This window comes from Ancylobacter novellus DSM 506, from assembly GCF_000092925.1.
GTDB lineage: Bacteria > Pseudomonadota > Alphaproteobacteria > Rhizobiales > Xanthobacteraceae > Ancylobacter > Ancylobacter novellus.
This window is the reverse complement of record NC_014217.1, coordinates 3908400-3930848: the sequence shown is the minus strand read 5'-3', so window position 1 is coordinate 3930848 and position 22449 is coordinate 3908400. Positions and strand designations below refer to the sequence as shown.

Genomic DNA, 22449 nt, shown 5'->3' with positions numbered 1-22449 from the left:
AACAGGAGAATAAGATGCAGTTGAAGTGTAGCCTCAAGGCCGCCCTGCTCGGCGCCACCCTGCTGGCGACGGCCGGCTCGGCCCATGCCCAGAACGTCACGCTGCGCGCCCTGATGGAGGACGTGCCGGAGACGCAGATCATCGAGAAGCTGCTGCCGGAATTCGAGAAGGAGACCGGCATCAAGGTCGAGTTCGAGAAGATCGGCTATGGCGACATGCACGACAAGCTGGTGGCCCAGCTCGTCTCGCCGGAGAGCTACTACAACGTGTTGGAGGTCGACTTCCTGTGGGCCGGCGAGTTCCCCACCGCCGGCTGGCTGGAGAACCTGAACCCCTACATCGCCAAGTCCGGCTTCGACCTGAAGCCCTTCATCCCGTCCATGCTGGAGCTGCTCGGCCAGACCAAGGACGCGACGCCGATCCTGCCCATGTACAACTACTCGATGGGCCTGATCTACCGGACGGACCTGCTCGATGACGCCAAGGTCAAGGCCGACTACAAGGCCAAGACCGGCAAGGAGCTGGCCCTGCCGAAGACGCTCGCCGAGTATGTGGCGCTCTCCAAGTTCTTCAAGGCCGGCGGCAGCGTCGTCGGCGCCGCCATGCAGGCGCAGCGCGGCGATCCGAACGCCATGGAGTTCTCCAACTACCTGTTCTCCTCCGGCGGCGCCTATCTCGACGCCGGCCGCAAGGTGGTGCTGAACAGCCCGGAGGGGCTGACCGCGCTCAAGCTCTACGCCGACAACGTGCAGAACGGCGCCCAGCAGGGCGCGCTCTCCGCCACGCTCGACGACACGATGCGCCTGATGTGCGCCGGCAAGGCGTTCAGCATGGTCACCTACTGGTGGATGCTGCCGCAGCTCGACAGCAAGGAGAAGTGCCCGGAAGTCGCCGGCAAGCTGGCGCTGTCGGTCATGCCCGGCGGCCATGGCGAAAGCGGCGGCTGGGGCTGGGGCATTCCGAAGAACACCTCCGACGAATCCAAGGCCGCGGCCTGGAAGTTCATCGAGTGGGTGCAGGGCAAGAAGGTCTCGATCGCCCGCGCGATGGAAGGCCATGCGCCGGTGCGCTCGGACGTGTTCGAGGATGCGGCGGTGCTGAAGAAGTACCCCTTCTACAAGACCGGCCTCGACATCGTCGCCTCCGGCAAGTCCTTCCCGATCTTCGCCTATTCGGCGCAGTACGAGGACGTGCTGGGCGCCCAGCTCTCGCTGGCGGCCGGCGGCCAGGCCAAGCCCGAGGACGCGCTGAAGGCGGCGGCCGACGGCCTGACCCAGCTCCTCGCCAAGTGACCGCGCTCCTCACCAAGTGACCGCCTTGGCGGGCGCTTCCCCCGAAGTGCCCGCCGCCCGGCGCGCCAGCTACCCCCTCGACTTGGCGCGCCGGTTTTTCTGACCCTGACGAGACGGATAGACGAGCATGCGCGTTCCGGCATTTGCGGATCGGGATTGGCGGACCGGCTGGGCCTTCGCCGCGCCGGGGCTGCTGACGCTCGCCGTCGTCATGGGCTTCCCGCTGGTCTATGCGGGGCTCATCTCGCTTTCCTCGCTGACGCTGCTCAAGCCGATGCTCCAGCCCTTCGTCGGGCTGAAGAACTTCGCCACCGTCATGGCCGATCCGCTGTTCTGGAGCGCGCTGTGGCTGACCATCAAATATTCGCTCGTCACCGTCCTCGGCGAGTTCGTCGTCGGGCTCGGCATCGCGCTGATGCTGAACCGCACGGTGACGATGAAGCCGGTTTATTTCGCGGTGCTGACCATTCCGATGGCGATGTCGCCGGTCAGCGTGGCGCTGATCTGGCGCATGCTGCTGCAGCCCAATCTCGGCATCGCCAACCAGGTGATGGAGAGCCTCGGCCTGCCGCGCATCGACTGGCTGGGCAATGCGGACCTCGCCTTGTGGACGATGGCGGCCATCGACATCTGGCAGCAGACCTCCTTCGTCGTGCTGATCCTCGCCGCCGGCCTCGCCTCGCTGCCGCGCGACCCCTACGAGGCCGCGGAGGTGGACGGCGCCACACCGCTCCAGCAATTCTGGTACATCACCCTGCCGATGCTGCGGCCGGTGGCGGCAATTGCCGTCATCATCCAGCTCATCAACGAGTTCCGCACCTACGACCTGCCCTACATCCTCACCAAGGGCGGGCCGGGCAACGCGACCGAGGTGTTGAGCTTCTTCGCCTATCGCCGCGCCTTCCTCGGCCTCTCGCTCAACGAGGGCGCCGCCGCCGCCTTCGTGCTGCTGCTGATCGTGCTGGGCCTCACCATCCTGTTCTTCGCCACGCTGGAGCGCCGCCGCTAGCTGGCCGGGGCGTTCCACGAAGGTGCGCTCTTCCTGAAGCCGCGAATTCCCGCGTCTGGCGCGACCCGATCCCGCCCGCGCGACTGCAGCGGCCGGATCAAGCGTCACGGCGGGACGTCCGATATTGATAGGGGCGCAGCGCCGGCGCGCGCCAGACTCTCCGGCGGCCCGACGAGCCGGCCCGGAAGCACAACGTGTCCGCGGACACCCAGCAATATTCTGATGCTGTCGAGAAAAACTGGAGCGGGCGATGGGATTCGAACCCACGACCCCAACCTTGGCAAGGTTGTGCTCTACCCCTGAGCTACACCCGCTCGCTCCGTGTCCGTATGCCGGCGGGCTGATGCCGCGGCCCCGGACGGGCCGTCTCTATGCCCCATGAGCGCGGCGAATGCAACGGGCTTTCGACAGGAATCTCACGCTCATCTCATGCTCGTCTCACAGGGCCATGACAGCCCTCCGCCGGCGGCCGTCGCCCTCACACCGCGCGCAGCGTGAAGGCTTCCGCAAGGCGCGCGCCGTCGCCGGCGCGCTCCAGCAGGCAGCGATGCACCAGCCGCCCCTCGCCGCGCCGCGCCGCCAGCCAGCGCACGCGAAGCCGCTCGCCGGGGTCGACATTGCCATGGAAGAACACGTCGCGCGCCAGCGTCGTCGCGCGCTCGGCGCGGCGGCCGTCGAAATGCCATTCGGCACGGTCGACGAAGGCGACGAAGCTGGAGAAATAGAGGAAGCCGGCGCCGTTGAAGTCCTGCGCCGGACAGGGGTCGATCTCGAAGGCGGCGGAGGTTTCGGCCTCGGCGGCGTGAAGATCGAAGCCGAAATGGCGCTCGCGCCGCCCGGCGCGCAGTTCGGCGGCAAGCGAGGCGAGGCCGTCCGTTCGCGGCGCGGTCGGCGGGGGGAAGGCGTCGAGCGCGACGCGCGCCACCGTATGGTTGCCGCCGCCGCTGGCGCGCCGCACGAAGGCGGAGACCAGCTCGACCTCGCCGACCGGCTTCCCCGCCACGCTGAGCCGGTGGCGGCTCGCCGACTGCGTGCGCGAGACGCGGGAGATATCGGAGACGATGGTGAGCCGGTCGTTCTCGCCGAGCGCGGCGAAATCGGCGTCCTTCACCGACAGCGCGCAGAAGGCGGCATAGACCGGCGCACCGTCGGCATCGCGGAAGTCCGGCACGGCGCGGCCGGCGAGGCGCGCCAGCAGCATCCAGTGGCGGTGGCCGAGATCCTTCAGCAGCCAGCTCTCCGACAGGCCGCTCAATGAGAGCTGCGGCATGCCGAGCAGCACGATCTCGTGCAGCGCGGGCGCGGACGCTTCGCTCAGCAGCGCCTCGGGGGATACGGCGACGTTCATGCGGCGCTTTCCTTCAAGGAACGGGCGGCGATGTCGGCGACGATGTGCTCGGCATCGCGCCCGACGGCGCCGAAGCGGCCGGAGCCCCAGGTGTGCAGCCAGGGTAGGCCGATGAAGTAAACGCCTTCTTGCGCCGTCACGCCGCGCCGGTGCTGGGGATGACCGGCGCCGTTGAAGACGGGCGCGTCGAGCCAGCGGAAATCCGGCTTGAAGCCGATGCACCAGACGATGGAGGCGATGCCCGAGGCGGCGAGGTCCAGCGTCGGACGCTCGGCCGCGGGCGTCCATACCGGCTCATAGACCGAGGGCGGCGGCGCCTCGATCCCGTTCTCGGCGATGTATTTGTCGATGGCGGCGTTGATGCTGTTATAGGTCTTGTCGGCGTCGTCGAGCGCGCTGGCGAGGTTGGTGTCGAAGACGAGGCTGGCGCCGTCATAGTCGCGCAGCACGCCATAGAGCTCCATGCCCTCGCTGGCGAACTTCCGCAGGTCGATGTCGCGCCCGCCGTCGCGGCCGGTGACGTAGTGGTTGGTGTTGTCGCGCACGCCCTCGCGCAGCGGGTGCTGGTCGACGCTCATCTCGTAATAGCCCATGTCGGCGAGCCAGGTGACGACGTCGCGGCCGCGATAGAAGCGGGCGCAGCGCGGGGCGTGGCCGACCGCCAGCACCACCTTGCGCCCGGCGAGGTGCAGATCCTCGGCGATCTGCGCGCCGGACTGGCCGGAGCCGACGACCAGCACCGGGCCGTCCGGCAACTGGTCGGCGTTGCGGTATTCGGCCGAATGGATCTGGGCGATATGGCCGGGCAGGCGCTCGGCCATGCGCGGCACGATCGGCTCGTGATAGCCACCCGACGCCACCACCACATTGTCGGCGCTCACCTCGCCGGAGGTGGTGGAGACGAGGAAGCCGCCCTCGCTACGCGGGGTGACGCGGCGCACGCTGACGCCCTCGCGGATCGGCGGATCGACCTTGGCGCGGAAGCCTTTGAGGTAGTCGAGGATCTCGTGCTTGACCATGAAGCCGTCGGGATCGTCGCCCTGATAGGGATGGCCCGGCAGGGCGCATTGCCAGTTCGGCGTCACCAGGCAGAAATTGTCCCAGCGCTGGGTCTGCCAGGCATGCATCGCCTTGTGCTTCTCGAAGACGAGATGGTCGATGCCCTGCTGGCGCAGATGGTAGCTGGTGGAGAGGCCGGCCTGACCGCCGCCGACGATCACCACCGGGTAATGCTGGATGCGATTCTCGTTCATGCGGGGTTGCTCCTCACTCGTCGAAGGCTTCGACGGCGACGCGGGGATTGGGTTCGGTGGAGTAGGTGCGTGCCGCTGCCTCGATGCGGGCGAGCTGGCCCATGGCGCGCGAGCAGGGAAAGCCGTAGCGTTCCTCGACCCGCGCGCTGGCGATGTTCAGCGCCTCGCGGCTCTTCGCGACGAAGTCGGCGAGGTCGTAGCTCTCGCCGGGCGTCAGGTAATCCTTGATGACCAGCGAGGGCGAGTAGCAGCTCTCGGACCGCCCGTCCGGCCAGCGAATGGTGAAGCGCATCTCAGGCATGGGGCGCGCCCATGTCCCGTCGCTTCCCAGATCTCCTCATCCTGAGGTGCGAGCGCAGCGAGCCTCGAAGGATGCTGAAGCAGGGCGCGGGACGAGCATCCTTCGAGGCTCGGGCTCCGCCCGAGCACCTCAGGATGAGGGTGTTCTGACGATTCTCAAGCATGGGCGGGCTCCGCGAGGGATTGGTAGACGGCTAAATGACGGCGCGCGGTGGCGGCCCAATCGTGGCGGGCGGCCGTGCGGGGACCGATCTCGGCCAGCCGCTCGCGCAGCTCGGGCGTGAGCGCGACGGCGAGCGCATTGGCGATGGTGGCCGGGTTGAGCGGGTCGCACCACACCGCCTCGTCCTCGCCGATATGCTCGGTGAAGGGGGCGATGCGCGAGACCACGACCGGCGTGCCCGAGGCCATCGCCTCAAGCGCGACGAGGCCGAAGCCCTCTTTCACCGAGGCGAAGGCGAGCACGTCGGCGAGGCGGTAGAGCGTGGGCATGTCGTCCTGCGGCACGGCGCCGGTGCGGATCACCGCGTCGGCCGGCAGGCCAGAGGCGGCGAGCGTGGCGGCGAAGGCTTGTCTGTAGAGGTGATGGTCGAGCACCGAGGCGCCGCCGGCGATGACCAGCTGCGCCTTGGGATGCAGCGCGCGCAGCTGGATGAAGGCTTCGAGGATGCGCGTGGTGTTCTTGCGCTCCTCCACCCCGCCGACGCTGAGCACGACCGGGCCGTCGCCGAGGCCGAGGCGGGCTTTGAGCGCCTCTTCGCGCCCATCGGGGGCCGGCGAGAAGCGGGCGGTGTCGACGCCGTTGCCGACGATGGTCGCTTCCAGCGCGAACATCTCGGCGAGCAGGTCCTGCCAGAGCCGGCTGACGACGAAATGCCGGTCGGCCTCGACGATGGCCCGGCGCTGGAGGATGAGCAGCTCGGGATCGCGGAAGGCGTCGACATGGTGGACGGTGCGGGTGAAGCGGGGGATCAGCCCGCGCTGCTTCAGCGTCGCCAGCGCATTGCCGGAAATGCCGTCCTGCGCATGGAAGACGTCGAAATCGCGGTTCGCCGGCTGCTCGAAATGGCGGATATAGTCGCCGGCGCGGATGCGCACCATCTCGGTGACGTCCGCGCCCACCGGCGAGGCCGGCACGCTTAAGGTGGCGCATAGGCTCGGGCGGAAGAAGCCGGCGCCCTTCGGGTCGGGCGCATGCACCACGGCCTCGTGGCCGAGGCGGGTGAGCGCGTCGCCGAGCTCCAGCGCATGCACCACGCCGCCGCGCGGGTTGGTGGAATGGGCGAGGATGGCGATGCGCAGCGGGCGGCTCATGCGGCGTCCTCCGCCTTGGCGGCGGCGGGCCCGCAGCCGAGCAGAGCGCGCTGCGAAAAGTCCCAGATGGTTTCCCGCGCGGCGCCGTTCGCGACGGTGACGCGGCGGTCGGCCGTCACGCTGCCGATGGCCGCGTTTGCGATGCCGCGTGCCTCGAACAGTGAGAGGAGTGCCGGCACATCATCGGGCGTCGCCGAGAGCAGGTAGCCGTAGCTCGGGAAGCTCATCAGCCAGCGCGCGAGGTCGACGCCTTCCGGCGCCGGCACGCGCGAAAGGTCGATCTCGATGCCGACGCCGGAGCATTCCGCCAGCATGGCGCTCGTGCCGACAATCCCGCCCTGGCTGATGTCCTTGGCGGCGCGGGAGAGGCCGGCCTCGGCGATGAGCGGCAGCACTTCGAGGTCGCCGCGCAAACGGCTGGCGGGCGCGTCGGTCGCCGCCTCCCAGTTGGAGAAGGGCTCGCGGTAGCGCCCGCGCAGATCGATGGCGGCGATCAGCGTCTCGCCAGGGCGGGCGTCGAAGCTCGTCAGCAGCTTTTTCGCCCGGCCGAGCACGGCGACGGAAAGCTGGCCGCGGTCGGTCTTCAGGTTGGTGTGCCCGCCGACCAGCGGCACGCCGAAGCGTTCCGACGCCGCGCGCAGTCCCTCCAGCACCGGGGCGGCGCCTTCCTCGCCCTTCGCCCACACCGCGTCGACCACGGCGACCGGCCGGCCGCCCATGGCGGCGATGTCGGAGAGGTTGACCATCACCCCGCACCAGCCGGCGAACCACGGGTCGCCGGCGACGAACTCGTTCATGAAGCCTTCGATGGCGAAGAGCAGGAAGCCGTCGCCGTCCGGGATCGCCGCGCAGTCGTCGCCCACCGGAACCGAATCCGCCCCGCTCAGGCCGAGGCGCGCCACGGCGAGGCCGATATCGGCCTTGGCCGCCATGCCTTTGGAATCGCGCAGCCTGGCGGCGATGGCCTCGAAAGCGGTGGCGGAGAGCGGACCCATATCAGGCCGCCTTCCGTGGGAAGGTGCGGAAGCCGGTCTCGGCGTCGATGATCGGCGGGTAATGAGCGAGATCCGCCTGCATCAGGTAATGCGGGCGGCCATGCAGCTCCTTCTCCTCGACGATGTTCCAGTGCAGCCGTCGGAACAGCAGGCCGTTCTGCGCCTGCACATGGGCGAGGAAGCGGTGGCAGCCGCGCGCATGGGCGGAGGAGACGGCGAGCTTGATCAGCGCCGCGCCGAGCGCGCCGACTTTTCGATAATCCTCCGCCACGGCGAGGCGCGAGCCCCACCAGACGCCGGGCTCGGCTTCATGGATGCGAACCGTGCCGACCACATCGTCCGCCGCCACGCCGAGCATGGAGACGGCGACGATGGGGATGGCGGCCTCGTCGATGGCGTCGCGGTCGTCGCCGTCGAACAGGCCCTGCTCCTCGCAGAACACCTGCCGGCGCAGGAGGGCGGCGCAGCGGCGTTCCCAGGTGGCGGTGGCGAACTTCACCTGGAAATCGCTGGCGATGAAGGGGCGGAAGGGCTCGAAGATCATGAACAGGCCCTCCGCTCATAGGTAGAGAGCGCCGAGCAGGCGCCGCATTTGGCGCAGCCGGCCTTCACCTCGATGGATTTGAGCCCGCGCGCGATCATCATCCCCGACAGCGGGCCGAGGATGGAGTTCATGAAGGCGGGCGAGGGGGTGGGGTGGCTTTCCAGCGGCGTGCCGGAGATCGGCACGAAGGGCACCACGAAGGGATAGACGCCGATGCGGGTCAGCCGGTCGCAGACGGAGAGGATGTCCTCTCGGCTGTCGCCGAGCCCGGCGAGGATATAGGTCGAGACCTGTCCAGGCCCGAACACCGGCACGGCGGCCTCGAAGGCCTGGAAATAGCGCTCCACCGACACCTGCGCCTTGCCGGGCATGATGCGCGCGCGCACCTCCTCGGTGCAGGCTTCCAGATGCATGCCGAGCGCATCCGCCCCGGCCGCGCGCATGCGGGCGAACCAGTCGTCATCGTCCGGCGGCTCGCACTGCACCTGAATGGGAAGGTCCACCGCCGCCTTCACCGCTTGCGCGCTTTCGGTGAGGATGGCGGCGCCCCGGTCCTTGCCGGGCGGGGTGCCGGTGGTCATCACCATGTGCTTGACGCCATCGAGCTCGACCGCGGCCTTGGCGACTTCGGCGAGCTGGGCCGGAGTCTTGCGCTCGATGGTGCGGCCCGCCGCCAGCGACTGGCCGATGGCGCAGAACTGGCAGGTCTTGGTGCGGCTCTGGTAGCGGATGCAGGTCTGAAGGACCGTGGTCGCCAGCACGTCGCGCCCGTGCAGCACGGCGATCTTGGAATAGGGGATGCCGTCGGCCGTGGAGAGCCCGTAGAACTTGGGCTGCAAGGGGAACGACACCTCGCCGATCACCAGCCCGTCGCGGCTGATGCGGCTTCGCCCATAGGCGTCGGGCTTCTCGACCAGATACGGGCTCTCGAAGGCCGGCGCGGTGTGCACCGGCACCATCACCGTCACGCCGTCCAGCGTCAGCGCCTTGTGGTCCGAAGGGCCGGCGCCGCCGCGGCGACTGTCAGCCCCGGCCTTCGGATCGACGAGCCGCACCCCGTAGGACTGCAACTCGTTGATCAGATGCTCCGTCGGCAGCGGCTGCAATTCGCTCGCCAGGTCCATCGGCTTCATCGGACGCACTCCCATGGTTCGCTGGGAAGGGAGCGGCCTGCTGCATCGGTGCAGCCGGCCGGTTGTCGAGGTTGAGGCTGAGCAGTTCGGGCCGGGCGTAGTGGCCGACCGAATCCATCATCCGCTTGCGCTTGGTGATGAGGCCCATGTCGAGATCGGCGATGAGGATGCCCTCGCCGGAGGTGAGCGGGGGCACGACATGGCTGCCCTCGGGCGAGATGATCGCCGTCATGCAGCCGCCGGTGAGCGCCTTGCGCAGTTTCTCGTCGGGGGAGATGCGGGCGATCTGTTCGTCGGTGAGCCAACCGGTGGAATTGACCACGAAGCAGCCGGATTCCAGCGCGTGGTGGCGGATCGTCACCTCGATCTGCTCGGCGAAGATCGGCCCCACCAGCGAGCCGGGGAACTGGGCGACGTGGATCTCCTCATGCTGCGCCATCAGGGCGTAGCGGGCGAGGGGATTGTAGTGCTCCCAGCAGGCCAGCGCGCCGACCCGGCCGACGGCGGTGTCGACCGCCTTGAGGCCGGCGCCGTCGCCCTGCCCCCAGATCATCCGCTCATGGAAGGTCGGGGTGATCTTGCGCCGCTTGAGCATGAGGCTGCCGTCGGCGTCGAAGACGAGCTGGGTGTTGTAGAGCGAGCCGTGGTCGCGCTCGTTCACCCCGAGCACGACCACCACGCCGAGGCGGCGAGCGGCAGCCGACACCGCGTCCGTCACCGGGCCGGGTACGACGACCGCATTGTCGTAGAGCCGCAGATGCTCCGCCCCGGTCAGGACCGGCGGGAGCACGAAGGAGAAATAGGGGTACCAGGGCACGAAGGTCTCGGGGAAGACCACGAATCGCGCGCCCTTCCCCGCCGCCTCGTCCAGCGCGGCGAGCACGCGGGTGAGCGTGCCCTCCAGGCTGTCGAGGTCGGGCGCGATCTGCACCGCGCCCACCCTCACGATACGCTTCTCGGCCATCGCGGCCTCCCTGAGCGGTTCGGCGCCTACAGCGTCCGGGTCACAGCGTCCACGTGTGGAGCATGAAGGCGTTGTCGCGGCGGTGGACGAGCACGATGTCGAGCACGTCGAGCGGCGAGATCGGGATGACGCCGGGGATCAGCGCGCCCTCGCCATGGCCGTAGAGCGCCTGCAGGGCGAAGCGGCAGGCATAGACCTTGCCGCCGTCATTGATGATCTTCTCGATGCGGCCGTTGAAGTTGAGATGGCCGGGGAAGGCCTCGTCGCCGAGCTTGGGAAAGCCGCGCTGCACGCCGAGCGTGACGCCGGGGCCATAGAGCAGGACGGAGGTCTCGAAGCCCTTCTGGATCAGGCGCGAGGCCTGAAGCAGGTTCACGAGGCCGATCGAGCCTTCGAAGGCCACGGTGTGGAAGGTGACGAGCGCCTTCTCGCCGGGGGCGGCCTTTACGTCCTCGAACTTCTTGTCCTCGTAATCGACGAGGACGTCACCCTTCTGGTGGGCCGGCACGGTGATGGTGGCCATGTCGCTCTCCTTGACTGGACGGGACCGGCGGCGCCGGCCTCACGCCAGAGGGATTTGCAATCAATGTGCCAATTGACGGATTGATGAAAGAATCATCAGAACAGTCAAATTACATACAATAATACATTCAATTAGAGAGAGCGGCCGAGTCTGGAGTTGTTGAAAAATGATGCGGAAGCCTAACGAAACGGCGGGAAGATGCCCGCTTCATGCGCATGGGCCGGCACGTCGTAGGTAACTACCCTTACGCAGCAAATTGTGGACCAGAGGTGCCCGACAACCTCTGCAACATTTTCCAGTCAATTATGCTGTGCTACACAGGGTACCGTCATCCCGGCCGAGCCGACGGGTCTTGCCTCCGGCAAGCCCGAGGACAGGCTCCGCGAGAGCCGGGATCGCTATCAGGTCTGGCAGACGATCCCGGATCGGCCTTGCGGCCGTCCGGGATGACGACAAGCAAAGTGACGAACCGATGGCCGACTGGATTCCCGACCTCTCCCGCTCCGACAAGCCGCGCTACCTCGCCATCGCCGACCTGATCGCCGAGGACATACGCGCGGGCAAGCTCGCCATCGGCGACCGGCTGCCGCCGCAGAGGAAGCTCGCCACAAGGCTCGATATCGACTTCACCACCGTGGCGCGCGGCTATGTCGAGGCGCAGAAGCGCGGCCTGGTGGAATCGCGCGTCGGGCAGGGCACCTTCGTTACCGGCTCGCCGCGGCCGAAGACCCGCACCGCCAGCGCGGCGCGTCCGGGCACGGTGGATCTCTCGATGAACCTGCCGCCCGAGCCGGACGACCCAGTTCTGATCGAGCGCATGCAGGACGGCCTTGCCGAGGTGGCGCGCGATCTCGTGGCCCTCTTGCGCTACCAGGGCTTCGGCGGCACGCCGGCGGACAAGGACGCCGCCTCCGCCTGGCTGGGCCGGCGGGCGCTGGTGCCGGCCCAGGAGCGCGTCTTCGTTACGCCGGGCGCGCATCCGGCGCTGCTCGGCATTCTCGGCCTGCTGGCGAAGGCGGGCGACACCGTGCTGTGCGAGGCCGTCACCTATCCCGGCGCGCGGGCGGTGGCGGCGCAGCTCGGGGTGAGGCTCTGCGGCCTGCCGATGGATCGCGACGGCATCGATCCCGACGCCTTCGCCAGGGCCTGCGCCGAGCATGCGCCGAAGGCGCTCTACCTCAACCCGACGCTGCAGAACCCGACCACGCTGACCATCCCCGAAGCGCGGCGCACCGCCATCGCGCAGGTCGCCCGGCGCTTCGGCGTGCCGATCGTCGAGGACGACGCCTATGGCTTCATCCCCGCGCATGGCCCGCCGCCGCTCGCCGCCATCGCGCCGGACCTCACCTGGCACGTGGCGGGGCTGGCCAAATGCATCGGCGCCGGGCTGCGCGCGGCCTATGTCGTGGTGCCCGACGCGCGCTCGGGCTACCCCTTCGCCGCGGCACTGCGCACGGCGAACGTGATGGCCTCGCCGCTGACCACGGCGCTGGCGACGCGCTGGATCGAGGACGGCACCGCCGACACGCTGCTGCGCTTCATCCGCTCGGAGACCATGGCGCGCCAGCAGATGGCCACCGACATATTGCCGGCGGGCTCTTTCCGCGCCGACCCGCTCGCCTTCAATCTCTGGATCGAGCTGCCGGAACCGTGGACCCGTTCGGCCTTCGTCGGCCATATGCGATCGACCGGCATCGGCGTGGTGGCGAGCGACGCTTTCACCGTGGCGGGGCCGGCGATGGAAGCCGTGCGCGTCTGCCTCGGCGGCCCGGCGAGCCGGGCGCAGATCCGCTCGGCGCTCGACTTCATGGCGCACGCACTGGAGCAGTCGCCCGAGGCGGTGTCGTCGGTGGTGTGATCACCTCGTCCGTCATCCCGGCCGCAGCGAAGCGGAGCCGGGATCGCTTTCCATCGCTCGATGACCGTCATGGCCGGGCTTGGCCCGGCCATCCACGCCTTGGGTTCCGCCGGCGCACCGGCAAAGTCGTGGATCCCCGGGCCAAGCCCGGGGATGACGGCGTGTATGTGTGATGCGGAATTAGGCCAGCCTCAAAGCCGCCTCCAGCAGCAGGTCGACATCCTCCTCGGTCGTGGCGAAGGAGGTGACGAGCCGCGCCACCCGCTCGTCCCAGCGGCCAGTGTAGAAGCGGAAGCCCTGCGCCAAGAGCCCGTCGATCATGTTCTGCGGCAGGCGCACGAACAGCATGTTCGCTTCCACCTTGCCCTGTGGCTCCACGCCGGGGATCGCTTTGAGCCCGGCCGCCAGCCGCGCGGCCATGGCGTTGGCATGGCGGGCATTGGCGAGCCAGAGGTCGCCTTCGAGATACGCCTCCATCTGCGCGGCGAGGAAGCGCATCTTGGAGGAGAGGTGCCCCGCCCGCTTGCGGCGCAGGGCCAGCTCGTCCGCCTTCGCCTTGTCGAACAGCACGATGGCGTCGACCCCCATGGCGCCGTTCTTGGTGGCGCCGAAGGAGAGGATGTCCACCCCGGCCTTCCAGGTCAGCTCCGCCGGCGAGGCACCGAGCGCGGCGACCGCATTGGCGAAGCGCGAGCCGTCCATGTGCAGCCCGAGCCCCGCCTCGCGGCAGACCGCGCCGATGGCCCGGATATGCTCAAGCGAATATAGCGTGCCGAGCTCGCTCGCCTGGGTGATGGAGACGCAGGCCGGCTGCACGCGGTGGACGTCGCCCCGTCCATAGGCGGCTTCCTTCGCCAGCGCCTCGGGGTCGATCAGTGCCCTGTCGCCCGGCACATGCACCAGCTTGGCACCGCCGGTGAAGAATTCCGGCGCGCCGCACTCGTCGTTCTCGACATGGCTCTCGGCATGGCACAGCACGGCGCCCCAGGGCGGGGTGAGCACGGCGAGCGACAGCGCGTTCGCCGCCGTGCCGGTGGAGACCAGCAGCACCGCCACCTCGCGTTCGAACAAGGCGGAGAGCCGCGCCTCGACGCGGGCGGAGACCTCGTCGGCGCCATAGGAGGGCGCGGGGCTGTCATTGACGGCGGCGAGGGCCTGGAGGATGGCGGGCGAGACGCCGGCGACATTGTCGCTGCCGAAGCCGGGCATGCGGCGGAGGGAGGTGTCGGTCACGGGGAGATCCTGATCGGGCGGGCGTGAGCATTCACGTCATGCTTCTGCGCCATGCTTACGGCGAAACCGCGCGCCCGCCCACCGTGTTTCGCGCGATGGGAAGGCTGCGCAGCTTGCCGTATGGCGGGCCAGAACCCCTGCTGTAGAGTGCCCGCGATGAGTATCAGTGCCGACCACGTCGTCGCCGACCAGGAGCCGGTGTTCCGCCTGCTCGCCGATCCCGCGACCTATGGGCTGAAGGAAGCGGTGGGGCGCATCGACACCCATGGCGCCGTGGTCTTCCTCGCCGGCGCCGACGTCTACAAGGTCAAGCGCGCGGTGCGCTTTTCCTTCATGGATTTCTCGACGCTGGAGAAGCGCCGGCGCGCCTGCGCCCGCGAAATCGAGATCAACCGCGCCACCGCGCCGGAACTCTATCTCGGCCTCGTGCCCATTATCCGCCGCGGCGGCGCGCTGCATCTCGGCGGCGAGGGAGAGACCGTCGAATGGGCGGTGCATATGCGCCGCTTCGACGAAGAGGCCACATTGGACAAGGTGGCGGCGCGGGAGGGGCTCATACAGCCGCTGATCGCCGCGCTGGCGGAGCAGGTGGCGCAGATGCACGCGCGCGCCCCGGCCGCAAACCCGCCGCCCGGCACCCTGCGCAAGGTGGCGCAGGGCGTCGTCGCCGGGCTGGACGAGAGCCCGCAGGTGTTCGCGCCGGACCGCGTGGCCGGGCTCGACGCCGCCTTCACCGAGGCCTTCGACCGGCTGGAGCCGCTGCTGGCCCGCCGCGCCGAGGCCGGCGAGGTGCGCCGCTGCCATGGCGACCTGCATCTGCGTAACATCGCGCTCATCGACGGCCGGCCGGTGCTGTTCGACGCGCTGGAATTCGACGAGGCGCTGGCGACCACCGACCGGCTCTACGACCTCGCCTTCCTTTTGATGGACATCGGCGCGCGCGGCCTCGCCTTCGAAGCCAATCTGCTGCTCAACCGCTACCTCATCGCCTGCGGCGATGACCCGCCCTTCGACGGCCTCGCCGCGCTGCCGCTGTTCATCGCCCTGCGCGCGGCGATTAGGGCGCAGGTGCTCGCCGCCGCCCTCGGCCATCGCGCCGGCGGGGAACGCGCGGCGGCGGTGAAGGAGGCGCGCTCCTATCTCGCCTATGCGGAGGAAGCGCTTCGTCCGCGCGCGGTGCGGCTGGTGGCGGTCGGCGGGCTGTCGGGGTCCGGCAAGAGCACGCTCGCCGCCCGCCTCGCGCCGCTGGTCGGCCCGGTGCCGGGGGCGGTGCATCTGCGCTCGGATGTCGAGCGCAAGCGCCTGCACGGTACGCCGGAGCTGGAACGCCTCCCCTCGGGCGCCTATTCCATGGCGATGACCGAGGCGGTCTACGAGACGCTGCGCGCGCGGGCCGAAGCCGTGCTCGCCGCCGGCCACGGCGTGGTGGTCGACGCGGTGCACCAGCGCCCGGACGAGCGCGCCGCCATCGCCGAGGTCGCCCGCGCCTGCGGCGTCGATTTCCTCGGCCTCTGGCTGGAGGCGCCGGTCGACGCCCTCGCCCGCCGCGTCGAGGCCCGCCGCGGCGACGCCTCCGACGCCACGGCCGAGGTGGTTCAATGGCAGGCCGGCCGCGATATCGGCCCGCTCGACTGGGCGGTGATCGAGAGCTCGGGGACGCCGGACGAGGTGCTGGCACGGGCGGCGGGGCTGCTGTAGGGCGCTGCCTTGGCCTGGCAGTGCGGCGCCACCACCCCTCCGGCCGTCATGCCCGGGCTTGGCCCGGGCATCCACGACTTGGGCCGGGCACGGGCGGTGAGGAAGGCGTGGATGGCCGGGCCAAGCCCGGCCATGACGGTGCACCTATTGTGTAGCCGTCATCCCGGACGGCCGCAGGCCGATCCGGGATCGTTCGCAGGAAAGAAAGCGGCACGCGATCCCGGCTCTCGCGGAGCCTGTCCTTGAGCTTGCCGATGGCAAGACCCGTGGGCTCGGCCGAGATGACGGCCCCCTGAGTCCCCGGGTCAAGCCCGGGGATGAGGGAAGGACGGAGAGCGAGGGAAACAGAGCCCCTACTGCGCGGCGGCGCGGGCGCGGGCGTCCTTCACCACCTGCTTGAAGCCGTCATAGTCGAGCGCGGCCGCCACCTTGTAGGGGCCGACGAGATAGACCGGCGTGCCCGGCAGCTCCAGCGCCTCGGCCTGCTCGTTGTTGCGCGAGAGAAGCGCGCCGATCTCGCGGGCATGGGTCTTCAGGTCCTTGGCGAGCTTGGCCCGGTCGACGCCGGCCTCGCCCAGCGCCGCGCTCATGCGCTCGGTGGAGGCACGGCCCGGCAGCGTCATCAGCCTTTTGTGCGCCGCCTCGTACTTGCCCTGGTACTTCGCCGCCAAGGCGAGCTGCGCCGCCACCACGGAGGATTCCGACAGGATCGGCCAGTCCTTGTAGACGAGGCGGATCTTGCCGTCCTCCTTCACCAGCCGCTCCAGCTCGGGCGAGGCCTTGCGGCAATAGCCGCAATTATAGTCGAAGAAGGCGACGATGGTGACGTCGCCCTTGGGGTTGCCGCCGGTCGGCGCGTGCGGGTCGTTGAGCAGTGCCTCGACGTCGAGCGTCTTGTTCGAGGGCCGGCCGTCCGACGTCGCCGCCGCCAGGGGACCCGCCGACAGCAGGGCAGCGGACAGCAGGGCGGCCAGCCAGAGGCCGGCGGCGGACAGGAGCAGCGCGCGGCGCTTCATGACATGCACTTCCTTCATCGAGATCGGTGACAGGCGCGCCGCCGGGGCACCCATGCGCCCGTTCAGTCGTCCTTGCGCACGCGCAGCCCGTCGAGAATGATCCGCTGGACGTTCCGCGTAACCTCTTCGACAAAGCGCTCGTCGTCCAGCCCCGTATTCAGCAGCGCGTCGACCTGCGAGGCGAAATCGGCATAGTGCTGCGTCGTCGCCCAGATCGCGAAGATGAGGTGGTAGGGGTCGATCGGGCCGAGCTTGCCGGCGGCGGTCCAGCCGCGGATGACCTCGGCCTTGGCATCGACCAACTGCTTCAGCGAGGTCTCGAGCTCGTGGCGCAGCAGCGGCGCGCCCTGCACCATCTCCAGGCAGAACAGCCGCGAGGCCTCGGGGTGGGTGCGCGAGAACAGCACCTTGCGGCGGATATATTCGCCGATGCCCTCGATCGGGTCGGTGTCGAGCTGCAAGTCGCGCAGCGGCTCCAGCCACTGGTCGAGCAGCCGGCTCAATACCCCGACATAGACGTCTTCCTTCGAGGCGAAATAGTAGAAGAGATTGGTCTTGGAGACCGCGGCGGTGCGGGCGATCTGCTCCACCGTGGTGCCGTGCAGGCCATAGCGCGAGAACAGGGCGAGCGCCGCGTCGAGTATGGCGCCGCGCTTGGCCTCGATGCGCTTGAGCCGGTTGGCGGTCTTCGGCCGTGCCGGGCGCGCGGCGGCGGTCTTGAGCGCCAGGGGCTTGCCGGCGGGGGCATCCGGCTGCGCAGGCCGGCGGGACAGGCGACCCATGGATTGCCCCTGTGCCAATGGATGCTCCCGATCAAATCCGATGGTCATGACATGGCATGGAAATGATTCGCGCCGCAATATGCGGGGGTTCGTTACGGACCCGATTCGAGGAACCTTCCCGCTCATGACCGAGAGCTATGACCGCGTCGCCCGCATCCTGCACTGGCTGGTGGCGGCGCTGGTGCTGGTGCAGTTCGCCACGGGTTGGAGCTGGGGCTTCTTCGAACGCGGCACGGAGGGCCGGTTCTATCTCTTCCGCCTCCATCTGTTCTGCGGCTACGCCGTGCTGGCGCTGGCGCTCATCCGCATCGGTTGGCGGCTGACCCACAAGGCGCCGCTGCTGCCCGCCGGCATGTCGCGCCCGCTCGCCATCGCCGCGCATGCGACCCACGGCCTGCTCTACCTCGCCATCCTCGTGCAGCCGATCCTCGGCGCGATCACCGTCACGGCGCTGGGCAAGCAGCTCGGCACCGGGCGGGTGCATGTGGTCCTCGCCTTCGTCATCGCCGCCCTCGTCGCGCTGCATGTGGCGGCGGCGCTCTGGCACCAGTTCGTGCGGCGGGACGGGCTGATGCTGCGTATGCTGCCGGCGCGGCGTTGAGGGGGATCGGAATGCGTGCCTCGCTCGCCGCTCTCGCGCTTCTCTCCCTGTTCGCGCCCTCGCCCGCGCCGGCGGACCCCATCGCGATCACCGCCACGCCGATCGAGCGCTTCGACGTCACCGGCCTTACCCGCTTCGGGCCGCTGGAGTTCCGCGGCGGGCTGGTGCTGTCCTCGCCGGACGAGCATTTCGGCGGCCTCTCAAGCCTGCTGCTCGATCCCGACGGCGCACATTTCATCGCCGCCAGCGACCGCGGCTCCTGGCTGACGGGCCGCATCGTCAGCGAGGGCGACCGGCCGACCGGCATCGCGGAGGCGCATCTCGCGCCGATGCGCGTCGCCGGTGGCGGCACGCTGGCGCGGCGGGGACGCGCCGACGTCGAATCGCTGGCGCGCACCAAGGCCGGCATCCTCGCCGGCATCGAGCGCAAGCAGGAGGTCTGGATCTTCCCCGGCGCCGATCCGCTGAAATCGACCGGCCGCCGCCTGCTCGCCGATCCGGCGCTGGGCAAGCTCGGCAACAATGAGAGCCTGGAGGCGATGCTCGCCCCGCCCGACGGCAAGCCGGCACCGCTGATCGTCATCGCCGAGGAGAGCCCGGACGATCCGGCGATCCTGCCGGGCTTCCTGTTCGGACCGCTGAAGAAGCCCGCGCCCATGGGGCGCTTCGCCGTCCGCCGCACCGATGATTTCTCCGCCACCGACGCGGCGCTCGCCGATGACGGCAGGGTCTATCTGCTGGAGCGGCGCTTCGACATCTTTCGCGGCGTCGCCATGCGCATCCGCCGCTTCCCGCTGAGCGAGATCAGGCCCGGCGCGCTGATCGAGGGCGAGGTGCTGATCTCGGTGAGCCGGGTGATGGCCATCGACAATATGGAGGCGCTGGCGCTGCACCGGAACGCGAGCGGCGAACTCATCCTCACCGTGCTCTCGGACGACAATTTCTCCGCGCTCCAGCGCACGCTGCTGCTGCGCTTCGCGATCGTCGACTAGGATCGGGAGAAGTGCGCGCTCAGCGCGCGAAGGCCATCAGCGTGCGCAAATCTTCAGCGTGCGACGGACTGCGTGCCGCCCCAGGGCTTCAGCCAGCCCATCAGCGCGCCATAGGGCACCAGCGAGAGCAGTGCGCAGCCGACCTTCACCAGGAAGTCGAAGAAGGCGAGGCCGACCCAGAGCGGCACGGTAATGCCGGTGGAATAGGTGACGGGGAAGGACATCGCCTCGTCGCCGGCGAAGGCGAGCGAGAAGAACAGCGCGGTGTCCAGCGCCGAGCCGAAGAAGCTGCCGGCCAGCGGCGCCTGCCACCAGCTCATGCGGCGCAGCCGGTTGAACACGCTGATGTCGAGAAGCTGGCCGACCAGGAAGGCGGTGCCGGAGGCGAGCGCGATGCGCGGCGTCGCCAGCCAGATCGACAGCACCACGGCCAGCGCGAAGCCGAAATAGACCACCTGCCGGGCGACGGCGGGGCCGAAGCGGCGGTTGGTCAGGTCATTGACGAGGAAGGCGACCGGGTAGGTGAAGGCGCCCCAGGTGAGCGCCTCCTGCAGGCCGAACAGCTCGACAGGGTACTGGACCGCGACGTTCGAGGTCGCCACCACCGCCATCATGGCGATGACGGGGACGGCGAGCCTGGCCGCGGAGACCTCGGCGCCGGCGAGCTTCATCGGCTCAGGCGGCTGCCGCTTCCGACGAGGCCGCGAGATTGGCCTTCACCACGGCGCGCTTGAGCTCGGCCGCCTTCGGCGACAGCTCTTCGGTGCGGGCCTTGATCAGGAACGCGTCGAGGCCGCCGCGATGGTCGACGGTCTTCAGGGCGTTGGCGCTCACGCGCAGCTTCACCGACCGCTTCAGCACGTCGCTGGTGAGCGTGACGTTCACCAGGTTCGGCAGAAAGCGCCGACGGGTCTTGCGGTTCGAGTGGCTCACGAGATTGCCGGTCAGAACCGCCTTGCCGGTAAGTTCGCACCGACGGGACATCGTGGACTTCCTTATTCTTCGCAGCCGTTGCGCCGCGGGCCATAGGGCCCGACGATCCCGCATGCGGCATCCGTGGGAATTTAAGAGTGCGCTCCTATAAGGAACGCCCCCCGCGCCGTCAAGGCCGGCGGCGGGTCTGCGCATATTCCCCGGCCTCGCGCGAAGAATCCGGCGACCTCTCTCCCAGAACCCCGTCATGGCCGGGCTTGACCCGAAGTCGGCATTTGCCGACTTCGGTCTGCTTGAAACGGAACTCGGGCAGGCCCGAGTTCCGGCCATCCACGCCGTCGTTCAGGCCGGTGTGCCGGATCAAAGGCATGGATCCCCGGGTCAAGCCCGGGGATGACGGCATGCGGGGGAATGACGACGTTCGGAATAGCTGTCCCGTGAAAGAGTCGCCGCACCTCTGGAAACCCTTCGCTTGCGGCACTTTACAGTGGCGCAGCCGCTTGCGCATAGCCCGCCGCTTGCTATCCTGTCTGCGGGAATGGTGTCTCCCGTAAAACCGCGCTGATGCTGATGACGCCTGCTTTTCGCGCTGGGAGCGCAGAAGGAGGCGTGCGTGAGCTTTTTGCTGGTCTTTCTGGGCGCGGGCATCGGCGGCATGATGCGGCACGCCGTCAACCTGGGCACGCTGCGCTTCATCGGCGCCGAGCTTCCGTTAGGTACGCTGTTCGTCAACATCACCGGCTCCTTCTGCATCGGCCTCGTCGCCGAGTACTGGGCGCTGAAAAGCGGGTTGCCGCAGCCCATGCGCCTGTTCCTCACCACCGGCATCATGGGCGGCTACACCACCTTCTCGGCCTTCTCGCTGGAGACGGCGCTGCTTTATGAGCGCGGGCAGGCGGTGACCGCCCTCGCCTATGCCGTGCTCTCGGTGATCCTCTCCGTCGGCGCGCTGTTCGCCGCGCTCTGGCTGATCCGCACGCTGGACGCGCGGGGCGTGCTTTGAGCGACGACGCGGACGCGCGCCTGCGCCGCGTCGTCCTGATCGTGGCGCTGCTCAACCTCGCCTATTTCGGCGTCGAGTTCGCCGTGGCGCTCGCCATCGGCTCGGTGTCGCTGTTCGCCGACAGCGTCGATTTCCTCGAGGACGCGTCGATCAACGTGCTGATCTTCTTCGGCATGGCCTGGTCTATGCGTGCGCGGACTCGCCTCGGCATGGCGCTGGCGCTCATCCTCTTGGTGCCGGGGCTGGCGACCTTGTGGACCGCCGTCGACAAGTTCCTCGACCCGGTGCCGCCGCAACCCTTCCTCCTGACGGCGGCCGGGCTCGGCGCGCTCGTCGTCAACCTCACCTGCGCCTTCCTGCTGGTCGCCTGGCGCCACCATGGCGGCAGCCTCACCCGTGCCGCCTTCCTCTCCGCCCGCAACGATGCGCTGGCCAATGTCGCCATCATCGCCGCCGGTCTCGTCACCGCCTTTCTGTGGCGTTCGGCCTGGCCAGACCTCATCGTCGGCCTCGCCATCGCCGCCATGAATGCCGATGCGGCGCGCGAGGTCTGGGAGGCCGCGCGTGAGGAGCACAGGGCCCACGCCTGAGCGCGCGGCGCACGACGATGCCGTCTTCGTGACGAGGGCGGGCAGGGGGCGAGTCACAGTTCCGCCGCCTTCCAACGCCATGCGAAACGAGGATAAATGACGTTCCGGCACGGTTGGCCGGGCGATTCGGGATCTGTCGGGATCTTCAGCGGGACCTTGCCCTTGATGATGCGGCTCTGCCTCACGGCGGTAACGGTGCTCGCCGGCTTCGGCGCGGCGACGGTCGCGCATGCGGATGGCCGGCTCGAGGCCCGCTACCGCATGTCGCTCGGCGGGCTGGAGGTCGGCCGCGCCGCCCTGGTGATCGAGGTCGACGACAATTCCTATATCGCCTCCGGCAGCGGCCGCCTCACCGGCGTGGTGCAGGCGGTCTCGCCCGGCAAGGGCACGGCGGGCGCGCGCGGCGTCGTCGCCCGCGGCACGCTGGGCCCCCGCGCCTTCGCCATGGAGGCCGAATCCGACAAGAAGAAAGAGGCCATCCGCCTCGTTATGAACGGCGGCGGCGTCGCCCAGATGGCCGTCATGCCGCCGGTCGGCGCCTCCCCCGACCGCGTGCCGGTGACCGACAAGGACAAGAAGGGCATCTTCGACCCGATGACCGCGGCGCTGATCATGGTGCCGGGCACGGATGAGCCGCTCTCGGCCAAAGCCTGCGAGCGCACCCTCTCCATCTTCGACGGCCGCCAGCGCTACGACCTCGTGCTCAGCTTCGAGCGCATGGAGGCGGTGAAGGCGGAGAAGGGCTATGCCGGCCCCTCCGTGGTCTGCCGCGTCGCCTACCGCCCGGTCTCCGGCCACAAGCCGAACCGCACGGCGGTGAAGTACATGATGGCGAACAAGGAGATGTATGTGTGGCTGGCGCCGGTCGCCGGGACGCGCATGCTGGTGCCCTTCCGCGCCGCCGTGACCACCGCCATCGGCGTTGCCGCGCTGGAGGCGGAGAGCTTCGAGACCGAGCCCATGGTGGGCCGGAAGGCGAGCCCGGCCAAGGCGGCGGCGCCGTAGGCAAAAGCCTTTCCGACGGGCAATTCCGCGCCGCCATCCCCATATGGCGATTCCGTGCTAAAA

Annotated in this window: 24 protein-coding genes, 1 tRNA gene and 1 riboswitch; of the genes, 9 read left to right on the top strand and 16 right to left on the bottom strand. The window is 69.1% G+C overall.

The features are described 5' to 3' along the window. Positions 1-14: 14 nt before the first annotated feature. Together SNOV_RS18500 and SNOV_RS18495 are read left to right on the top strand one after the other, a co-directional pair. On the top strand, positions 15-1292 hold the full coding sequence (locus SNOV_RS18500) for an extracellular solute-binding protein (protein ID WP_013168493.1): 1278 nt from the start codon (positions 15-17) through the stop codon (positions 1290-1292). 127 nt (positions 1293-1419) lie between these two features. Then, complete coding sequence (locus tag SNOV_RS18495) at positions 1420-2301, top strand: carbohydrate ABC transporter permease (RefSeq protein WP_013168492.1); 882 nt, start codon at positions 1420-1422, stop codon at positions 2299-2301. A 239-nt stretch (positions 2302-2540) separates the two neighbouring features. Here SNOV_RS18495 and SNOV_RS18490 read toward each other — a convergent pair. The 10 genes from SNOV_RS18490 to SNOV_RS18445 form a co-directional block, all read right to left on the bottom strand. After that, positions 2541-2615: transfer RNA gene (locus tag SNOV_RS18490), tRNA-Gly, on the bottom strand. A 164-nt stretch (positions 2616-2779) separates the two neighbouring features. Further along, positions 2780-3649 carry a Pnap_2097 family protein gene (locus SNOV_RS18485; RefSeq protein ID WP_013168491.1) on the bottom strand — a complete coding sequence of 290 codons (870 nt, stop codon included), beginning with the start codon at positions 3647-3649 and terminating at the stop codon, positions 2780-2782. Next, positions 3646-4902, bottom strand: coding sequence for an MSMEG_0569 family flavin-dependent oxidoreductase (locus SNOV_RS18480; protein WP_013168490.1), 1257 nt, complete (start codon positions 4900-4902; stop codon positions 3646-3648). Before SNOV_RS18480 ends, SNOV_RS18485 begins: the two co-directional genes overlap by 4 nt. A 13-nt stretch (positions 4903-4915) precedes the next feature. After that, on the bottom strand, positions 4916-5203 hold the full coding sequence (locus SNOV_RS18475; RefSeq protein ID WP_013168489.1) for an MSMEG_0570 family nitrogen starvation response protein: 288 nt from the start codon (positions 5201-5203) through the stop codon (positions 4916-4918). A gap of 155 nt (positions 5204-5358) precedes the next feature. After that, positions 5359-6516: an MSMEG_0565 family glycosyltransferase gene (locus tag SNOV_RS18470; protein WP_013168488.1), complete on the bottom strand. Its 1158-nt coding sequence runs from the start codon at positions 6514-6516 to the stop codon at positions 5359-5361. Next, positions 6513-7511 (bottom strand): sll0787 family AIR synthase-like protein, encoded by a 999-nt coding sequence (locus SNOV_RS18465; protein WP_013168487.1) that lies wholly within the window; start codon positions 7509-7511, stop codon positions 6513-6515. Before SNOV_RS18465 ends, SNOV_RS18470 begins: the two co-directional genes overlap by 4 nt. Position 7512: 1 nt before the next feature. Further along, positions 7513-8055: an MSMEG_0567/Sll0786 family nitrogen starvation N-acetyltransferase gene (locus tag SNOV_RS18460; RefSeq protein WP_013168486.1), complete on the bottom strand. Its 543-nt coding sequence runs from the start codon at positions 8053-8055 to the stop codon at positions 7513-7515. Then, the gene (locus SNOV_RS18455) at positions 8052-9179 is read right to left on the bottom strand and encodes an MSMEG_0568 family radical SAM protein (RefSeq protein ID WP_041782401.1); all 1128 of its coding nucleotides are present in this window, start codon (positions 9177-9179) and stop codon (positions 8052-8054) included. The genes SNOV_RS18460 and SNOV_RS18455 overlap by 4 nt, the downstream gene beginning before the upstream one ends. Further along, the gene (locus tag SNOV_RS18450) at positions 9079-10152 is read right to left on the bottom strand and encodes a Nit6803 family nitrilase (RefSeq protein WP_013168484.1); all 1074 of its coding nucleotides are present in this window, start codon (positions 10150-10152) and stop codon (positions 9079-9081) included. The genes SNOV_RS18455 and SNOV_RS18450 overlap by 101 nt, the downstream gene beginning before the upstream one ends. A 40-nt stretch (positions 10153-10192) precedes the next feature. Further along, positions 10193-10675, bottom strand: a complete 483-nt coding sequence (locus tag SNOV_RS18445) for an MSMEG_0572/Sll0783 family nitrogen starvation response protein (RefSeq protein ID WP_013168483.1) — start codon at positions 10673-10675, stop codon at positions 10193-10195. Between the two features lie 472 nt (positions 10676-11147). Here SNOV_RS18445 and SNOV_RS18440 point away from each other — a divergent pair, with 472 nt between their 5' ends. Then, entirely contained in the window at positions 11148-12533 is a 1386-nt protein-coding gene (locus SNOV_RS18440) for an aminotransferase-like domain-containing protein (RefSeq protein WP_013168482.1), read from the top strand. A 180-nt stretch (positions 12534-12713) separates the two neighbouring features. On the opposite strand, the gene SNOV_RS18435 is transcribed toward SNOV_RS18440, so the two are convergent. Further along, positions 12714-13766, bottom strand: coding sequence for a threonine aldolase family protein (locus tag SNOV_RS18435; RefSeq protein ID WP_013168481.1), 1053 nt, complete (start codon positions 13764-13766; stop codon positions 12714-12716). A gap of 156 nt (positions 13767-13922) precedes the next feature. Between SNOV_RS18435 and SNOV_RS18430 the strand changes: the two genes are divergently transcribed. Beyond that, entirely contained in the window at positions 13923-15464 is a 1542-nt protein-coding gene (locus SNOV_RS18430; protein ID WP_013168480.1) for a bifunctional aminoglycoside phosphotransferase/ATP-binding protein, read from the top strand. A 353-nt stretch (positions 15465-15817) separates the two neighbouring features. On the opposite strand, the gene SNOV_RS18425 is transcribed toward SNOV_RS18430, so the two are convergent. Both SNOV_RS18425 and rutR read right to left on the bottom strand, forming a co-directional pair. Next, a complete protein-coding gene (locus SNOV_RS18425; RefSeq protein WP_013168479.1) occupies positions 15818-16480 on the bottom strand; it encodes a DsbA family protein in 663 nt (220 codons plus the stop codon). Positions 16481-16542: 62 nt separating this feature from the next. After that, a complete protein-coding gene (gene rutR / locus SNOV_RS18420; protein WP_013168478.1) occupies positions 16543-17262 on the bottom strand; it encodes an HTH-type transcriptional regulator RutR in 720 nt (239 codons plus the stop codon). A gap of 124 nt (positions 17263-17386) precedes the next feature. On the opposite strand from rutR, the gene SNOV_RS18415 reads away from it, so the two are divergent. Together SNOV_RS18415 and SNOV_RS18410 are read left to right on the top strand one after the other, a co-directional pair. Next, positions 17387-17863, top strand: coding sequence for a cytochrome b (locus SNOV_RS18415; protein ID WP_013168477.1), 477 nt, complete (start codon positions 17387-17389; stop codon positions 17861-17863). 11 nt (positions 17864-17874) lie between these two features. Then, positions 17875-18855 carry an esterase-like activity of phytase family protein gene (locus tag SNOV_RS18410; RefSeq protein WP_013168476.1) on the top strand — a complete coding sequence of 327 codons (981 nt, stop codon included), beginning with the start codon at positions 17875-17877 and terminating at the stop codon, positions 18853-18855. A gap of 53 nt (positions 18856-18908) precedes the next feature. Here the strand turns inward: SNOV_RS18410 and SNOV_RS18405 are convergent, their stop codons facing one another. The 3 genes from SNOV_RS18405 to SNOV_RS18395 form a co-directional block, all read right to left on the bottom strand. Beyond that, positions 18909-19526 carry a queuosine precursor transporter gene (locus tag SNOV_RS18405; RefSeq protein WP_013168475.1) on the bottom strand — a complete coding sequence of 206 codons (618 nt, stop codon included), beginning with the start codon at positions 19524-19526 and terminating at the stop codon, positions 18909-18911. A gap of 4 nt (positions 19527-19530) precedes the next feature. Further along, a complete protein-coding gene (rpmB, locus tag SNOV_RS18400; RefSeq protein ID WP_013168474.1) occupies positions 19531-19839 on the bottom strand; it encodes a 50S ribosomal protein L28 in 309 nt (102 codons plus the stop codon). 118 nt (positions 19840-19957) lie between these two features. Next, on the bottom strand, positions 19958-20152 hold the full coding sequence (locus tag SNOV_RS18395) for a hypothetical protein (RefSeq protein ID WP_041782399.1): 195 nt from the start codon (positions 20150-20152) through the stop codon (positions 19958-19960). A 161-nt stretch (positions 20153-20313) separates the two neighbouring features. Next, positions 20314-20375: riboswitch (Fluoride riboswitch) on the top strand. Positions 20376-20401: 26 nt separating this feature from the next. Here SNOV_RS18395 and crcB point away from each other — a divergent pair. From crcB to SNOV_RS18380, 3 genes are all read left to right on the top strand, one after another. After that, a complete protein-coding gene (gene crcB, locus SNOV_RS18390) occupies positions 20402-20791 on the top strand; it encodes a fluoride efflux transporter CrcB (protein ID WP_013168473.1) in 390 nt (129 codons plus the stop codon). Beyond that, positions 20788-21381, top strand: coding sequence for a cation efflux transmembrane domain-containing protein (locus SNOV_RS18385; protein WP_013168472.1), 594 nt, complete (start codon positions 20788-20790; stop codon positions 21379-21381). Before crcB ends, SNOV_RS18385 begins: the two co-directional genes overlap by 4 nt. Positions 21382-21546: 165 nt before the next feature. Beyond that, positions 21547-22386, top strand: coding sequence for a DUF3108 domain-containing protein (locus SNOV_RS18380; protein WP_013168471.1), 840 nt, complete (start codon positions 21547-21549; stop codon positions 22384-22386). Positions 22387-22449: the final 63 nt, after the last annotated feature.

Bases quoted from the DNA above. Each gene is read 5' to 3' on its own strand.
- SNOV_RS18425 (WP_013168479.1), bottom strand. From the start codon at position 16,480: ATGAAGCGCCGCGCGCTGCTCCTGTCCGCCGCCGGCCTCTGGCTGGCC.
- SNOV_RS18475 (WP_013168489.1), bottom strand. From the start codon at position 5,203: ATGCCTGAGATGCGCTTCACCATTCGCTGGCCGGACGGGCGGTCCGAG.
- SNOV_RS18450 (WP_013168484.1), bottom strand. From the start codon at position 10,152: ATGGCCGAGAAGCGTATCGTGAGGGTGGGCGCGGTGCAGATCGCGCCC.
- SNOV_RS18455 (WP_041782401.1), bottom strand. From the start codon at position 9,179: ATGGACCTGGCGAGCGAATTGCAGCCGCTGCCGACGGAGCATCTGATC.
- SNOV_RS18495 (WP_013168492.1), top strand. From the start codon at position 1,420: ATGCGCGTTCCGGCATTTGCGGATCGGGATTGGCGGACCGGCTGGGCC.
- SNOV_RS18500 (WP_013168493.1), top strand. From the start codon at position 15: ATGCAGTTGAAGTGTAGCCTCAAGGCCGCCCTGCTCGGCGCCACCCTG.
- SNOV_RS18465 (WP_013168487.1), bottom strand. From the start codon at position 7,511: ATGGGTCCGCTCTCCGCCACCGCTTTCGAGGCCATCGCCGCCAGGCTG.
- SNOV_RS18485 (WP_013168491.1), bottom strand. From the start codon at position 3,649: ATGAACGTCGCCGTATCCCCCGAGGCGCTGCTGAGCGAAGCGTCCGCG.
- rutR (WP_013168478.1), bottom strand. From the start codon at position 17,262: ATGGGTCGCCTGTCCCGCCGGCCTGCGCAGCCGGATGCCCCCGCCGGC.
- SNOV_RS18470 (WP_013168488.1), bottom strand. From the start codon at position 6,516: ATGAGCCGCCCGCTGCGCATCGCCATCCTCGCCCATTCCACCAACCCG.
- SNOV_RS18445 (WP_013168483.1), bottom strand. From the start codon at position 10,675: ATGGCCACCATCACCGTGCCGGCCCACCAGAAGGGTGACGTCCTCGTC.
- SNOV_RS18380 (WP_013168471.1), top strand. From the start codon at position 21,547: ATGATGCGGCTCTGCCTCACGGCGGTAACGGTGCTCGCCGGCTTCGGC.
- rpmB (WP_013168474.1), bottom strand. From the start codon at position 19,839: ATGTCCCGTCGGTGCGAACTTACCGGCAAGGCGGTTCTGACCGGCAAT.
- SNOV_RS18430 (WP_013168480.1), top strand. From the start codon at position 13,923: ATGAGTATCAGTGCCGACCACGTCGTCGCCGACCAGGAGCCGGTGTTC.
- SNOV_RS18440 (WP_013168482.1), top strand. From the start codon at position 11,148: ATGGCCGACTGGATTCCCGACCTCTCCCGCTCCGACAAGCCGCGCTAC.
- SNOV_RS18460 (WP_013168486.1), bottom strand. From the start codon at position 8,055: ATGATCTTCGAGCCCTTCCGCCCCTTCATCGCCAGCGATTTCCAGGTG.
- SNOV_RS18480 (WP_013168490.1), bottom strand. From the start codon at position 4,902: ATGAACGAGAATCGCATCCAGCATTACCCGGTGGTGATCGTCGGCGGC.
- SNOV_RS18410 (WP_013168476.1), top strand. From the start codon at position 17,875: ATGCGTGCCTCGCTCGCCGCTCTCGCGCTTCTCTCCCTGTTCGCGCCC.
- SNOV_RS18405 (WP_013168475.1), bottom strand. From the start codon at position 19,526: ATGAAGCTCGCCGGCGCCGAGGTCTCCGCGGCCAGGCTCGCCGTCCCC.
- SNOV_RS18415 (WP_013168477.1), top strand. From the start codon at position 17,387: ATGACCGAGAGCTATGACCGCGTCGCCCGCATCCTGCACTGGCTGGTG.